We start from the raw sequence: 13,739 nt of genomic DNA, 5'->3' as shown, positions 1-13,739 counted from the left end.
TGTTTGCCTAAGGTTTTATATAAGTCATCAGAAGTTGATAGTTCAGTAAGGTTGGAATTTGTTGAGATAGCAAAACCTATTTTTGAATCTTTGGAAATTAAGAAGAAGGAATGCAAGGTTTACGATATAGACAGTAAAATTGCTAATCTTAAAGAGGAGTTGCAATTATTAAGAGATGAAAAATTGCGACTTGAGGAAGAGCTTGTTAAAAGGCAAGAACTTGCTAAAGAAGAAGTTCAGATTGAATCTGAGAGGCTTATTGAAGAGGCTAAAGCAAAAGCCAATGAAGTATTAGAGGCAGCCAAGCAAGAAGCAGATCTTTTGCAAAGAGAAGCTGTTTATAAAAAAGAATCTATTGAAGCTGAATCTAATGCTGAGATTGAAAAATTAGCAAGAGAGTATGAAGAAAAGTTAAAAAAAGATCTTGAGATAGCAACATCTAAAGGTAGGGAAGAAGGGTATAACAAGGGTTATGAGAGCGGTTTTAAAGATTTTGACAAAGTGATGAGAAAGTTGCATGGCATAATAGCATCTTTGATTGCTGAGAGGAGAGGCATTCTTGAATCTTCGGGTGAGCAGATAGTAAGCCTTGTTATGCAAATTGCAATCAAGGTTATTAAAAGAATTACAGCTTCTCAAAAAGATATTGTTTTGGAAAATGTTAATGAGGTGTTAAAAAAGGTAAAAGATAAAACAAAAATTACCATTCGTGTAAATCTTGACGATTTAGATATTGTTAGACATAAAAAGAGTGATTTTATTTTTAGATTTGATGTTATAGAAGATTTAGAAATTATAGAAGATCCCAACATAGGTAAAGGTGGCTGTATAATTGAAACTAATTTTGGAGAGATTGATGCACGTATTTCTTCTCAACTTGATAAAATAGAGGAAAAATTTAAAAACTTTTCTTTATTAAGTTGAATATCTAAAGGAATTTTAGTGGGCAATTTTTTTGAAAATTATTTAAAACAAGTAGATAATATTGAAACTGTCTCTTTTGTTGGCAGGGTTCAAAAAATAAAGGGCCTTTTGGTTGAAAGTTTAGGGCCCCAGTGTGCTGTTGGAGATTTGTGTTTAATTGATCAAAGAAATAATAGAAGGGTGTGTGCTGAGGTTTTAGGCTTTAATGGTCCTTATGTTAGTCTTATGGCTTATGAAGGATTTAGTGGGATTGAAGTTGGGAATAAAGTCTATTCTTTAAATAAAGGATTAGAAATTAATCTTAGTGATGAGCTTTTAGGAAGAGTTATTGATTCTCTTGGTAGACCTATTGATAATAAAGGGTCATTTTTGAACAATAGATATAAAGAGTTGGTTTTCAAAAAAATTAACCCAATTAGTAGGAGTATTTTTGAAGAGCAAATATTAACAGGGGTTAAAGTTCTTGATGGGTTTTTGCCAGTTGCAAAAGGGCAAAGGGTCGGTATTTTTTCAGGTGCTGGTGTTGGTAAATCTACTTTGCTTGGTATGATTGCAAAAAATTCAAATGCAGATGTAAATGTTATTGCTTTTATTGGGGAAAGAGGTAGGGAGCTTAATGAGTTTATTGAGCATGAACTTGGTAAGGAGCGTTTAAAAAAAAGCGTTTTAGTTGTCTCAACTTCTGATGAATCACCTATATCAAGGTATAAGGGAGCTTATGTTGCCACCATGATAGCAGAATACTTTAGAGAGCAAGGTAAAGATGTAGTGTTGCTTTTTGATTCTATTACTAGATTTGCAAATGCTAAAAGGGAGATGTCTCTTTCTTTAGGAGAGCCTCCTGTAGCTAAAGGTTACCCGCCTTCTGTGTTTGTTGAAATTCCAATTTTACTTGAAAGATCGGGGTTTAATGGTAAGGGAGGAAGTGTTACTGGGTTTTATACTGTTCTTGTTGAAGGGGATGATTTTACAGAGCCTGTAGCTGATAATATTAAGGCTGTTTTAGATGGTCATATTATTTTAGACAGAGATTTGTTTGATAGAGGGATTTATCCTTCAATAAATGTTCTTAGTTCGACTTCAAGATCTATTCATAGAATAATGAATTTAGAAAAACAAAAGTTAATAATGAAAGTTAGAAGTTTATTATCTGTTTATAAAGATTATGAAGATCTTATTAGAACAGGGATTTATCTTAAAGGATCCAATAAAGATGTCGATTTTGCAATTTCTAAGTATCCAAAGATTATTAATTTTATTTCTCAAGGAATAAATGAAACATTTGATTTTGAAAATTTAGAAGATGAAATAAGGGAAATATTATCTTGAATGATTTAAACTTTAGAAAACAAAAGCTTAATAGGATATTGGCCATTAGAACCTATTATAGAAAGTTAAGCGAGAGAGACTTAATGAATATAAATAAGAAAATTTTGAAAATAAATCAGTTTTTAGATGGAATCCCTAATATTTTAAAAAGCCTGGATAGTTTTGACAATCTTTCTATAAGGGGTTATATAGACTGTTTAAATTATAAAAAAAAACAAGATTTTAAAATTCTTGAAAAGCTTAAAAAGAATTATAATGAGTGTTATGATATTTATGTAGATAAATATAGGGAAGAAAAAAAGATTGAGATATTAATAAAAATTTTAAATGGCTCTATAATTAAAAATAGAGAAAAAAAAGAAAGCTTATTGCTAGATGAGTATGCAAATTATAAAGTTTGTCAAAATCTGAGGATTAAATAGTGAATAATTTTTTGTCGTTCTTTTTTAGAGCATTTTTCTTGTTATCTTTAATTGTTATTTTATTTTTCTTTATATTATTCTTTATTGATTTCCTTGGAATGTATAATACTAGAAGGTATTTTCCTGAGTTTGTAAGAACTAAATTTTTAGGAGAGACTTCTTTGGGATTTAATCATAATTCTAATATAATTCTTGATGAGGCTAGGCTTGTTAAGGAAAGAGAAGCTATTGATATTAAGAGTCAGCAGATTGAAAAGCTTAAGGAAGATCTAAAATTAAAAGAAGACAGTTTAAATAAGCTTGAATTTGAGCTTAAGCAAAAGCAGAAAGATTTAGATTTAAAACAAAAAGTAATAGATGATATTATAAATAAATATAATGACGAGGAAGCAAATATTTTACAAACAGCTGTATATTTAATGAATATGCCACCAGAGGATGCTGTTAAGCGGCTTGAAGATTTAAATCCTGAGCTTGCAATATCTTATATGCGAAAAATTGAAGAATTTTCAAAAAAAGAAGGTCGTGCATCAATTGTTCCCTATTGGTTGTCTCTTATGGATTCTAAAAAAGCTGCTGTATTGATTAGAAAAATGTCTGTTAGTTCATTGGAGTAACGTTTGTATGAGTAATTTATTAAATTTAAATAAAGCTTATGACAATAAATTTAATCTTTTAAATACAATTAAGAGATTAAATTTGAATGTTTCTAAAGCGGAATCTAAAGAGAATATGGGTTCTTTTTTTAATATTATGTCTTTTGAATCTAAAAAATTGGCTAAAGCAAAATTTATGGTATTTGATTTTTTAAATTTCTTAAAAGATAATGGACTTATCTCTAAAGATTTTAAAAAATCTCCTTTAAATAAGTCCTTTTTTTTAAAAAAACTTGACAATAAGGCTTTTGTTTCTGATTTGAAGTCCTTGATCAACAGAATGAATGTTTTTTTAGATTTTGAAGGTTTTAATAATATTAGAGAAAATTTATCTTTTAATTTTGATTCTCTAAATAAAGAAAAATTTTTTGAAAAAATTGAAAGCCTTTGTTTGTCTTTCAATGATTTGAGCTCTTTTTTTGGGTACGATTTTTTGGCTGTCTTAATTGATGATTATAATCAGATGAGTTTGAATGATAAAAAGGAAGAAAAAAATGTTATTAACATTGATGTCCAAGATTTTAGAAAGAGCAGCAATAGTGATCATAATGATTTTGTTTCTTCAAAGTTTAGTTTAAAAGCAATTGATGGTCAAAATTTTGTTGGTAGGTATAAAGTTAAAGAAATATCAGAAGATTCTTTAAAAGGTTTTGTTGAAGAATTTACTGATTATAATATAAAAACCTCTAAAGAGGTTGATAGTTTTGATTTTGTGAGTAGCTTAAAGCCAGAGTGGAATCTTAAGATTAATAAAAATATTGTGGATAAAGCTAAAGTTGTGTTAAAATCGAATAATACAGGAGAAATTAAGTTGGTTTTAAAGCCTAGAGAGCTTGGCAGTATACGAATTAACTTAAACCTTGATTCTAATAATAATTTGTTGGGAAAAATAGTGGTAGATAATCAAAATGTTAAAATACTTTTTGACCAAAATATGCATTCATTAAATAAAATGCTTGGTGAAAGTGGTTTTAATGCTAGCTTAAATCTTTTTCTTGCTGGTGAAAATTTTAATTCTTTTTCTAAAAGTTTTAAGGATGATTCTAAGGATCAAAATTTTTATTTTGGGTATAATAAAGTTTTTCAAATTGAAGAAGAAATTGAATTTTCTCAGGATTTAGATAAAAATGTCGATTTAATTGTCTAAAGGAGAGTTAAATGAGTAAAATAAATAATATTGAGAATGTTTCTAATTTGGCTATCAATAGCAAGATTAGAAGGGAATTTGATTTTAAGACCGACAATGTTTCTAATAAGGTTAATCTAGGCAGAGATGATTTTTTAAAGTTACTCATTACTCAACTTAGGTATCAAGATCCTACAAATCCAATGAAGGATAAAGAATTTATTGCTCAAATGGCGCAATTTTCTACTCTTGAGCAAATGACAAATATGAGTAAATCGTTTGAGAAACTTTCATCTTCTTTGGGAATAAGAAAAGATTTAGATTTATTAGGTAAAGTAATTAAATTTAAGCATGGTGATGGGGAAATTGTTGAAGGCCGTGTCACAAGTATTAAGACAGGTGCAATACCCCAAATAATGGTTAATGGTAATTATTATGTATATAAAAACATATTATCGGTAGGCTTGGAGGAGTAATTATATGATGAGGTCTTTGTATTCTGGTGTTTCTGGGCTTCAGAATCATCAAACAAGAATGGATGTTGTTGGTAACAACATTGCTAATGTAAATACAATTGGGTTTAAAAAGGGGAGAGTAAATTTTCAAGATATGATATCACAGTCTATTTCTGGAGCTTCTCGTCCTACTGATGATCGTGGTGGGACTAATCCTAAACAGGTTGGATTAGGCATGAATGTTGCTGCAATTGATACTATTCATACTCAAGGAGCTTTTCAAAGTACCCAAAAAGCATCTGATCTTGGAGTTAGTGGCAATGGATTTTTTATTTTAAAAGAAGGTAAAAATTTGTTTTATACAAGAGCTGGCGCTTTTGATGTGGACTCTGATCGACATCTTGTAAATCCTGCAAATGGAATGCGAATTCAAGGCTGGATGGCAAGGGATTTAGAAGGAGAAAAGGTTATCAATACAGCTGCTGATGTTGAAGATCTTCTTATTCCTATTGGAGACAAAGAGGGAGCAAAGTCTACTAGGAATGTTACTTTTGCTTGTAATCTTGACAAGAGATTGCCCTTAGTCCAAGAAGGTGCAGGCTCAGCAGATATTGCACGTGGAACTTGGGTGGTCAATAAGTCATTGTATGATAGTTTTGGGAATGTTAGCGTTCTTGAGCTTAGGGTTGTAAAAGATTTAAATACCCCTAATTTATGGAATGCATCAGTACTGATAAATGGCGAGCAAAATTCAAATTTTACACTAGGGTTTGATAATGAAGGTGCATTAGCTTCTTTGAATGGACAACCAAGCCAAAAAGGAGATGTTCTTCAATTTCCTGTAACATTTAATGTTGTAGGTTCAAATATAGGTGAGGCTGGTGAGCAGCAAACTGTAAATTTGAATTTGGGAACAGTTGGAAGTTATACTGATTCAATCACTCAGTTTGCTGATTCTAGTAGTACAAAGGCTATTGTTCAAGATGGATATGGTATGGGATATATGGAAAATTATGAGATTGATCAAAATGGTGTTATAGTTGGGATTTATTCAAACGGTATAAGACGAGATCTTGGCAAAATTGCTCTTGCTTCTTTTATGAATCCTGGAGGTCTTGCAAAATCAGGTGATACTAATTTTGTGGAAACAAGCAATTCAGGTCAAGTTAGAATAGGTGAGACTGGGCTTGCTGGACTTGGTTCTATTAGATCGGGTGTTTTAGAAATGGCTAATGTTGATCTTGCAGAGCAGTTTACAGACATGATAGTGACTCAAAGAGGATTTCAGGCAAATGCTAAAACTATTACTACTTCTGATCAATTATTGCAAGAACTTGTAAGATTGAAGAATTAACTTGAGATTGTTTTTTAATATATGATTTTTGTAACTAAGCTTAATGGTTATGGATATTATTTAAATCCTTATCATATTGAAAGTATTGAAGCCAATCCTGATACTACAATTCTTCTTATGAATGGGAAGAAGTTAATTGTAAAGGAAAAAGTTGAAGAGGTGGTCAATAGGATTAAGTTATATCGGAGAGAAGTTGCTTCTTTTGAAAAAATTGTAGGAGAAGGAAATGGGAGAGTTGAATTATGAATTTAGCTAGTATAATTGGATGGGGAGTTGGATTTGGAGCTATTTTAATTTCTATGGCATTTACTCCTACAGGACTTGGTGTTTTTTGGGATTTGAGTTCTATTTTTATTACTGTTGTTGGATCTTTTTCTGCTCTTATGGCTTCTTCAGAAGTTATTGCTGTAAAAAAAATTCCAACATATTTGGGATTTTTCTTTAGAAGGAATTATCATGCTAAGATTTCTATTATAAAAATATTGGTAGAGCTTTCAGAAAAGGCTAGAAAGGAAGGCCTTTTATCCCTTGATGATGAGCTTGAGCAAATTAATGATCCATTTTTTAAGTCAGGAATGAGGCTTGTTGTTGATGGAGCAGATCCTGAAGTAATTAGGACTATGCTTTATTTAGAGCTTGATCAGATGCAAGAAAGGCATAAAGTCGGTTCAGATCTTTTTAAGACTTGGGCAAAGCTTGCCCCAGCTTTTGGAATGACGGGTACTCTTATTGGGCTTGTAGCTCTTCTTGGTAATTTAGAGGACAAATCTGCACTTGGTTCTTCTATGGCTGTTGCTCTTATCACAACCCTTTATGGGACTATAATGGCAAATTTAATGTTTACTCCAGTTCAACTGAAGCTAGAGAAAATTGATTCTGAAGAAGCTGCGGTAAAGACAATGATAATTGAGGGTGTTTTATCAATCCAGTCTGGAGATAATCCTAGAATTTTAGAACAAAAATTGGTAACATTTTTAACCCCAAAAGATCGAAGTCATCTTAGTAGTAGTATTGGAGGTGAATGATGGCTTTGCGGACTAAAAAACCTTTAAAATGCGATGAAGGATCTCCAGATTATATGTTGACTTATGGAGACATGGTTACTTTACTGCTTGTATTTTTTGTTACTATGTTTTCATTAAATGATATTATTTTTCAAGAAAATGTAATAAGGATAATGTCTGCTTCTTTCACGGGTGCGGGATTTTTTAAAGGTGGTAAAACTTTAGATTTTAATAAATTGTCTTATTTGAGTAATAGTTTTATGTCATTGCCTTCTACTGTACGAAATAAGCAAGCATCTCAGACTGCTAAAAATAAATCTATGATTGAATTTATTGAAAAAATTCAATCTAAAAATATTATAGTAAGACAAGAAGAGAGGGGAATTGTCATATCTCTTGCAGCAGATGCGTTTTTTGATTCTGCTAGTGCAGATGTTAAGCTTGAAGACAATAGAGACTCTATTCAAAAAATAGCGTCTTTTATCGGAGTTTTGAATTCTAGAGGTTATAATTTTAAAATAGAAGGGCATACAGACAATATTGATACTGATATAAATGGGCCTTGGAAAAATAATTGGGAACTTTCGGTTGCAAGATCTGTTAATATGCTAGAGCATATTTTAAATTATTTAGATCAATCTAATGTTAAGAGCGTTGAGAGTAAGTTTGAAGTATCTGGTTTTGGTGGAAGCAGGCCTATTGCAACAGATGATACTCCTGAAGGTAGGGCTTACAATAGGAGAATTGATATATTAATTACTACGGACGCATCTTTAAGTTTTCCTAAGGAGATTATTCAATAATTATTCTTTTTAACTGTAAAGAAGAAAAATTAATAGGAGGAATTTTATTATGCCTAATAGGGACGATGAAAATTTAGATATAGGAGATTCCAATGTTAGTAGAAAAGGTGGTTTATTACCCGATATTATAATAAAAATTTTACAGATACTTGCGATAGGGATATTTACTGTTGCGATAATGATAATTGTTTCTTATTTTGTATCTAAAATGGTGGTAAGCCAAAGTGGAGCTCCTAGTGATTTTCCAGTTTTTTCGAATGAATACTTAGGAAAGCCGCCTATGCTTATATGGTATGAAAGTATAGATGAGATTAGAGGCAATACTTTGGATGTTCCTCCAAAAACTTTTGTTGTAAAGCTTGCTTTGGGGTATGCCGAGAATAATGTTAATATTCTTAATGAGCTTGGAAGGCAAAAAGTGCGTTTAAAAGATATTATTAGGGAATATTTTAGCCAAAGGACTGGTCAAGAAATAAAAAATGAAAGTCAAATAAAAGCAGAAATTAAGGCAAGAATTAATAGTGTGCTTAGAAACGGAGAAATAAAAGAAATAGCATTAACCCAAATTGACATTTTTGATATGTAATAAATTTAAAGGAATTTTAAATGGCAAACAATCCAGGAGCTTTATCTCAAGACGATATAGATAGTCTTTTAGAGTCTATTAATTCATCTGAAAGCTTATCGTTAGACGAATCCCTTTCTAATGTTATATCTAGTCCTACAGGCAAAAAGCAAAAAGTTAAAGTATATGACTTTAAAAGGCCAGATAAATTTTCAAAAGAACAGGTAAGGACAGTTTCAAGTTTTCATGAGGCATTTGCTAGGTATACCACAACTTCGCTTTCTGCTCTGTTGAGGAAAATGGTTCATGTTCACGTAGCTTCAGTTGACCAATTAACTTATGAAGAGTTTATTAGGTCAATACCAAACCCCACAACTTTAGCAATAATAAACATGGATCCTCTCAAGGGATCAGCAATTTTTGAAGTTGATCCCACCATAGCGTTTGCTATAGTAGATAGGCTTTTTGGGGGAGATGGAGATACAATTAAAGATAAAAGTAGGGATTTGACAGAAATTGAGCAGTCTGTTATGGAAAGTGTTATTATTCGTATACTTGCCAATATGAGAGAGGCTTGGTCTCAAGTAGTTGATTTAAGGCCGAGATTTGGGCACATTGAAGTCAATCCTCAGTTTGCACAAATAGTTCCCCCTACAGAAATGATTATCTTAGTAACTCTTGAGGTCAAGATAGGGAAAGTAGAAGGTCTTATGAATTTTTGTTTGCCTTATATTACTATAGAACCTATTGTTTCAAAATTATCAACAAGATATTGGCATTCTTTGATTGGGGTTGGAACTACTAGTGAAAATCTTGATGCTTTGCGTGAAAAGTTGGAAAATACGGCTATGCCTTTGATAGCAGAAATAGGAGAAGTTAAGCTTAAAGTAAGAGAAATTTTATCGCTTGAGAAAGGAGATGTTTTAAATCTTGAATCTTCTTTAATAAATAAAGATTTAACTTTAAAAGTTGGTGCTAAAGAAAAGTTTAAATGCAGAATGGGTTTAATGGGTAACAAAGTTTCAGTACAAATTACAGAAAAAATTGGAGATATAAAAGGTTTTGATTTGTTAAAAGAACTTACAGAAGAGGTTGAGTGATAGTTATGTTATTTGTTACATTATAACTTAAATTGTTAAGAGGTAAATTATGAGTGTAGATGAAAAAGGCGACAATGGAGAAAAGCCTGAAATAAAAGGAGTTAAGCTTCCTGATTTAATTGATACTTTGCCAGAAGGGGTTGATCCTAGTAATTTTGGACTTTTAATGGATGTTTCTATGCAGCTTACTGTAGAGCTTGGAAGGACAGAGCGAAAAATAAAGGATATACTTGGTATGTCTGAAGGTACGATTATTACTCTTGATAAACTTGCTGGTGAGCCTGTAGATATTTTAGTAAACGGTAAAATAGTTGCCAGAGGGGAAGTAGTTGTAATTGATGAAAATTTTGGGGTTAGAATTACTGAGATAATTAAAACTAAAAATGAATAATATATTTTTATTTTTAGTTTTTTTAGCGTTTTCTAATTTTTTTACATATGCTAATTCACAAGAGCAAGTAAATTCAGCGTCTATTGATCTTGAAGTTGAATCTAACTTGCCAATTTTTGAAGAAGTCAAGACAGATCTTGCTGACAATGGCAGTGTTCAGTCAGTTTCTCTTTTTAATATTTCGGATTTGGTAAAAATAGTATTATTTTTATTTATTGCTCTTTTTATTTTTTTCTTGCTTAAGAAGTTGATTTTTCATTCAAAAAAAAGTAAATATGAACAAAATTCTAATCTTATTAAGGAGCTTGTTTTTTACGAAATAGATATTAAAAGCTCAATAAGAATTATAAACATATTAGACAGTGTTTATATACTTTTAGTTTCTAACAATTCTTCTATTTTGCTTAAGGAGATTAAATCTGAAGAAGAGTTAGAAGATTTGAATCTTAGGCTTAGCAAAATTAATAATTCTGTTAAAAAAGATTCTTTTAAATCGATTTTTAAAAAAATGTTGTTTAAAAAAGAAGAGATTCCTTTTCCTGGAAATGATTATATTAAATTTGAGAAGGAAATTGAGATTTCACTTAAAGACAAACAAGATAGATTAAAAAAATTTTAGAGGGTTTATTTTGAGAAAGTGTTTTAAATTTTTTTTATTTTTTAGTATAACAAGTTTATCTTTTGCTCAAACAAAATCTTTTCAATCTACTAATGGTCTTAATTTCCCGTTTTTAAATTTTGAAAATATTACTGGTTCAGAAATAGCTTTTTCTTTGCAACTTTTGATTTTATTAACCATTATTACTCTTTCTCCAGCGTTTTTAGTTTTAATGACTTCATTTTTGAGAATATCTATAGTTTTGGATTTTATTAGGCGAGCTTTATCTCTTCAGCAATCTCCTCCTACTCAGATAGTAATGGGATTGGCTTTATTTTTAACCATTTTTACTATGTGGCCAACTTTTAATGTTATATATAAACAAGCTTATTTACCCCTTAAGGAGTCAAAAATAAATTTTGATGAATTTTATAACAAGGGAATTGCTCCTCTTAGAATTTTTATGTATAAGCAAATGTCTGGTGGACGTCATGAAGAGATTAGATTATTTATGAGTATTAGTAGTTATGATCGACCAAAGAATTTTAGTGAAGTGCCAACACATGTTTTAATTGCAGCTTTTATTTTGCATGAGCTTAAAGTGGCTTTCAAGATGGGAATTTTAATATTTTTGCCTTTTATAGTTTTAGACATTATTGTTGCTTCTGTTTTAATGGCTATGGGTATGATAATGTTACCCCCCGTAATGATATCTTTGCCTTTTAAGCTTATTCTTTTTGTAATGGTAGATGGCTGGACTTTAATTACTAGTGGTCTTATTAAAAGTTTTATGTGAGGCTATATATGACCGCAGGGCATATTCTTTATTTAATTAGAATTTCTATTGAAAATATTATTATCCTATCGGCGCCAATGTTGATTATAGCCCTTATAGTTGGTCTTTTAATTTCAATTTTTCAAGCTATTACTTCAATTCAAGATCAAACTTTAAGTTTTATTCCTAAGATTATTGTTATACTTTTAAGTATTGTGATTTTTGGTCCTTGGATTTTGAATAAGCTTATGCAGTTTACCTATGTGGTTTTTAATCAATTACAAAATGTTTAATTTATTTTTTAAAATTGCATTGTGTGGATGAAATTTTGAATTTTAGTTTTTTAGTTTTAAAATCTTTTACAATTTTACCCGTGATGGTTAGAATTTTTATGTTTTTAAAATTTTCTCCGTTTTTTTCAACAATAAAAATTGGATATTTGAATTTTTTCTTTTCTTTAATTCTATCTATAATTATTGTTGAAAAGATTAGAATTGTTTATCCTTTAGATAATATGCTTTCTTTTATGTTAATTTTATTAGGAGAAGCTGTATTAGGGCTTATTCAAGCATTTTTTGTTAATATAATTTTCAATGTTTTTCATTTAGTTGGGTTTTTCTTTTCCAATCAAATTGGACTTGCTTATGCAAATATTTTTGATGTTTTTTCAGAAGAAGATAGCATGATTATTTCTCAAATTTTTGCTTATTTGTTTTTGCTTTTGTTTTTATCAAGCGATTTTTTGCTTCGGTTTTTTGTGATTGGTGTACATGATTCTGTTTTAAATATTAGGGTTGAACATTTGGTAAATATGAGAAATTCAGAATTTGTAAAGCTTTTGCTTATGTCTTTTGGATTTCTTTTTGAAAAAGCTTTATTGATTTCGTTTCCAATATTGACTTTACTTTTACTTTTTTATTTAGTATTAGGAATACTTTCAAAATCATCGCCTCAGATTAATTTATTAATGATTAGTTTTTCAGCTTCGCTATTTTTAGGATTGTTAATTTTATATATTGGATTTCCAAGCTTAGCAATATCTTCAAAAAGAGTAATTGAACTTTCTTTAGATTCTCTTACTAGTTTTTTAAAATTGTTTTCTAGAGTTTCAAAATAATGACTAAAGATAAATTTTTGATTAAAAGTTGGTACATTCCTCTTGATTTTTTTTCTGCAGATGATGAGGGGAGAACCGAATTACCTACTGACCAGAAAAAGCAAAAAGCAAGAGAAGAAGGGCGTGTATTAAAGTCTGCTGAAATTAATACTGCTGTTAGCCTTTTTTTATTATTTGCATTGTTTTTTTTTATGCTTTCTTATTTTGCTTTAGATTTAGCAGCTGTTTTTAAAGAACAGGCTAGCAAGCTTCCTGAAGTTATGAGGATTAGTGTTTATTCAATGGGATTTGCGTATATTAGATCTATAATAGGGTATGTCATTTGGTTTTTCTTTGCATCTCTAGCTGTTAATTTTTTTGTCAATATTATTCAAGTAGGCTTTTTTATTACTTTTAAATCCTTAGAGCCAAAGTGGGATAAAATTAATTTAAATTTTTCCAGGTGGGCAAAAAATTCTTTTTTCTCAGCAGGGGCTTTTTTCAATTTATTTAAAAGTTTGTTAAAAGTTGCTATAATATGCTTGATATATTATTTTATTATAGAAAACAATATAGGCAAAATTTCTAAGCTTTCGGAGTATACACTTCAGTCTGGGATTTCTATTGTATTGTTACTTGCCTATAAAATATGTTTTTTCTCAGTAATGTTTTTGGCAATTGTTGGGGTGTTTGATTATTTGTTTCAAAGATCTCAGTACATTGAGAATTTGAAAATGACAAAAGAAGAGGTAAAGCAAGAGAGAAAAGAAATGGAAGGAGATCCTTTACTTCGATCTAGAATAAAAGAGCGAATGAGGGATATTTTAAGCACTAATTTAAGGGTAGCTGTTCCTCAAGCGGATGTAGTAATTACAAATCCAGAACATTTTGCAGTTGCTATTAAGTGGGATAGTAGCACAATGCTGGCTCCAAGGGTGCTTGCAAAAGGTCAGGATGAAATAGCCCTCACAATTAAAAAAATTGCAAGAGAAAATAATATCCCTTTAATGGAAAATAAACTGCTTGCAAGAGCGCTTTATGCTAATGTTAAGGTTAACGAAGAGATTCCAAGAGAATATTGGGAGGTTGTTTCAAAAATTCTTGTGAGAGTATATTCTATTACTAAAAAGTTTAATTAGAG

At 30.3% G+C, this 13,739-nt stretch carries 18 protein-coding genes; all 18 read left to right on the top strand.

Annotated elements, in window-relative coordinates; genetic code table 11:
- The first annotated feature begins 3 nt into the window (after window positions 1-3).
- The 18 genes from OY14_01430 to OY14_01345 are packed head-to-tail and all read left to right on the top strand — an operon-like array spanning window position 4 to window position 13,737.
- A complete protein-coding gene (locus OY14_01430) occupies window positions 4-924 on the top strand; it encodes a flagellar assembly protein FliH (protein ID AJA90117.1) in 921 nt (306 codons plus the stop codon).
- A gap of 18 nt (window positions 925-942) precedes the next feature.
- On the top strand, window positions 943-2,253 hold the full coding sequence (fliI, locus tag OY14_01425; protein AJA90116.1) for an ATP synthase: 1,311 nt from the start codon (window positions 943-945) through the stop codon (window positions 2,251-2,253).
- The gene (locus OY14_01420) at window positions 2,250-2,675 is read left to right on the top strand and encodes a flagellar protein FlbA (protein ID AJA90115.1); all 426 of its coding nucleotides are present in this window, start codon (window positions 2,250-2,252) and stop codon (window positions 2,673-2,675) included. The genes fliI and OY14_01420 overlap by 4 nt, the downstream gene beginning before the upstream one ends.
- Complete coding sequence (locus tag OY14_01415; protein AJA90114.1) at window positions 2,675-3,292, top strand: flagellar protein; 618 nt, start codon at window positions 2,675-2,677, stop codon at window positions 3,290-3,292. Before OY14_01420 ends, OY14_01415 begins: the two co-directional genes overlap by 1 nt.
- Before the next feature lie 7 nt (window positions 3,293-3,299).
- Window positions 3,300-4,478, top strand: coding sequence for a flagellar protein (locus OY14_01410; protein ID AJA90113.1), 1,179 nt, complete (start codon window positions 3,300-3,302; stop codon window positions 4,476-4,478).
- Window positions 4,479-4,489: 11 nt separating this feature from the next.
- Window positions 4,490-4,933: a flagellar basal body rod modification protein FlgD gene (locus tag OY14_01405; protein ID AJA90112.1), complete on the top strand. Its 444-nt coding sequence runs from the start codon at window positions 4,490-4,492 to the stop codon at window positions 4,931-4,933.
- A gap of 4 nt (window positions 4,934-4,937) precedes the next feature.
- Window positions 4,938-6,266, top strand: coding sequence for a flagellar hook protein FlgE (locus tag OY14_01400; protein AJA90111.1), 1,329 nt, complete (start codon window positions 4,938-4,940; stop codon window positions 6,264-6,266).
- Window positions 6,267-6,287: 21 nt separating this feature from the next.
- Window positions 6,288-6,512 (top strand): flagellar protein FlbD, encoded by a 225-nt coding sequence (locus OY14_01395; protein ID AJA90110.1) that lies wholly within the window; start codon window positions 6,288-6,290, stop codon window positions 6,510-6,512.
- The gene (locus OY14_01390) at window positions 6,509-7,291 is read left to right on the top strand and encodes a Motility protein A (protein ID AJA90109.1); all 783 of its coding nucleotides are present in this window, start codon (window positions 6,509-6,511) and stop codon (window positions 7,289-7,291) included. Before OY14_01395 ends, OY14_01390 begins: the two co-directional genes overlap by 4 nt.
- Window positions 7,291-8,073 (top strand): flagellar motor protein MotB, encoded by a 783-nt coding sequence (locus OY14_01385; protein ID AJA90108.1) that lies wholly within the window; start codon window positions 7,291-7,293, stop codon window positions 8,071-8,073. The genes OY14_01390 and OY14_01385 overlap by 1 nt, the downstream gene beginning before the upstream one ends.
- A gap of 49 nt (window positions 8,074-8,122) precedes the next feature.
- Window positions 8,123-8,659 carry a flagellar basal body-associated protein FliL gene (fliL, locus tag OY14_01380; protein ID AJA90107.1) on the top strand — a complete coding sequence of 179 codons (537 nt, stop codon included), beginning with the start codon at window positions 8,123-8,125 and terminating at the stop codon, window positions 8,657-8,659.
- 20 nt (window positions 8,660-8,679) lie between these two features.
- Entirely contained in the window at window positions 8,680-9,738 is a 1,059-nt protein-coding gene (locus tag OY14_01375) for a flagellar motor switch protein FliM (protein AJA90106.1), read from the top strand.
- A gap of 49 nt (window positions 9,739-9,787) precedes the next feature.
- Complete coding sequence (locus tag OY14_01370) at window positions 9,788-10,129, top strand: flagellar motor switch protein FliN (GenBank protein ID AJA90105.1); 342 nt, start codon at window positions 9,788-9,790, stop codon at window positions 10,127-10,129.
- Window positions 10,122-10,748: a flagellar biosynthesis protein FliZ gene (locus OY14_01365; protein ID AJA90104.1), complete on the top strand. Its 627-nt coding sequence runs from the start codon at window positions 10,122-10,124 to the stop codon at window positions 10,746-10,748. Before OY14_01370 ends, OY14_01365 begins: the two co-directional genes overlap by 8 nt.
- 10 nt (window positions 10,749-10,758) lie before the next feature.
- Entirely contained in the window at window positions 10,759-11,523 is a 765-nt protein-coding gene (locus OY14_01360; protein AJA90103.1) for a flagellar biosynthesis protein flip, read from the top strand.
- A gap of 8 nt (window positions 11,524-11,531) precedes the next feature.
- Window positions 11,532-11,795 carry a flagellar biosynthesis protein FliQ gene (locus tag OY14_01355; GenBank protein ID AJA90102.1) on the top strand — a complete coding sequence of 88 codons (264 nt, stop codon included), beginning with the start codon at window positions 11,532-11,534 and terminating at the stop codon, window positions 11,793-11,795.
- 35 nt (window positions 11,796-11,830) lie between these two features.
- Entirely contained in the window at window positions 11,831-12,619 is a 789-nt protein-coding gene (locus tag OY14_01350) for a flagellar biosynthesis protein FliR (protein ID AJA90101.1), read from the top strand.
- On the top strand, window positions 12,619-13,737 hold the full coding sequence (locus tag OY14_01345) for a flagellar biosynthesis protein FlhB (GenBank protein AJA90100.1): 1,119 nt from the start codon (window positions 12,619-12,621) through the stop codon (window positions 13,735-13,737). Before OY14_01350 ends, OY14_01345 begins: the two co-directional genes overlap by 1 nt.
- Window positions 13,738-13,739 lie beyond the last annotated feature (2 nt).

Source organism: Borreliella chilensis (assembly GCA_000808095.1).
In the GTDB taxonomy this organism is placed as follows: domain Bacteria; phylum Spirochaetota; class Spirochaetia; order Borreliales; family Borreliaceae; genus Borreliella; species Borreliella chilensis.
Note: the sequence above shows the minus strand (reverse complement) of the source record. Positions and strands in the feature narration are given on the sequence as shown.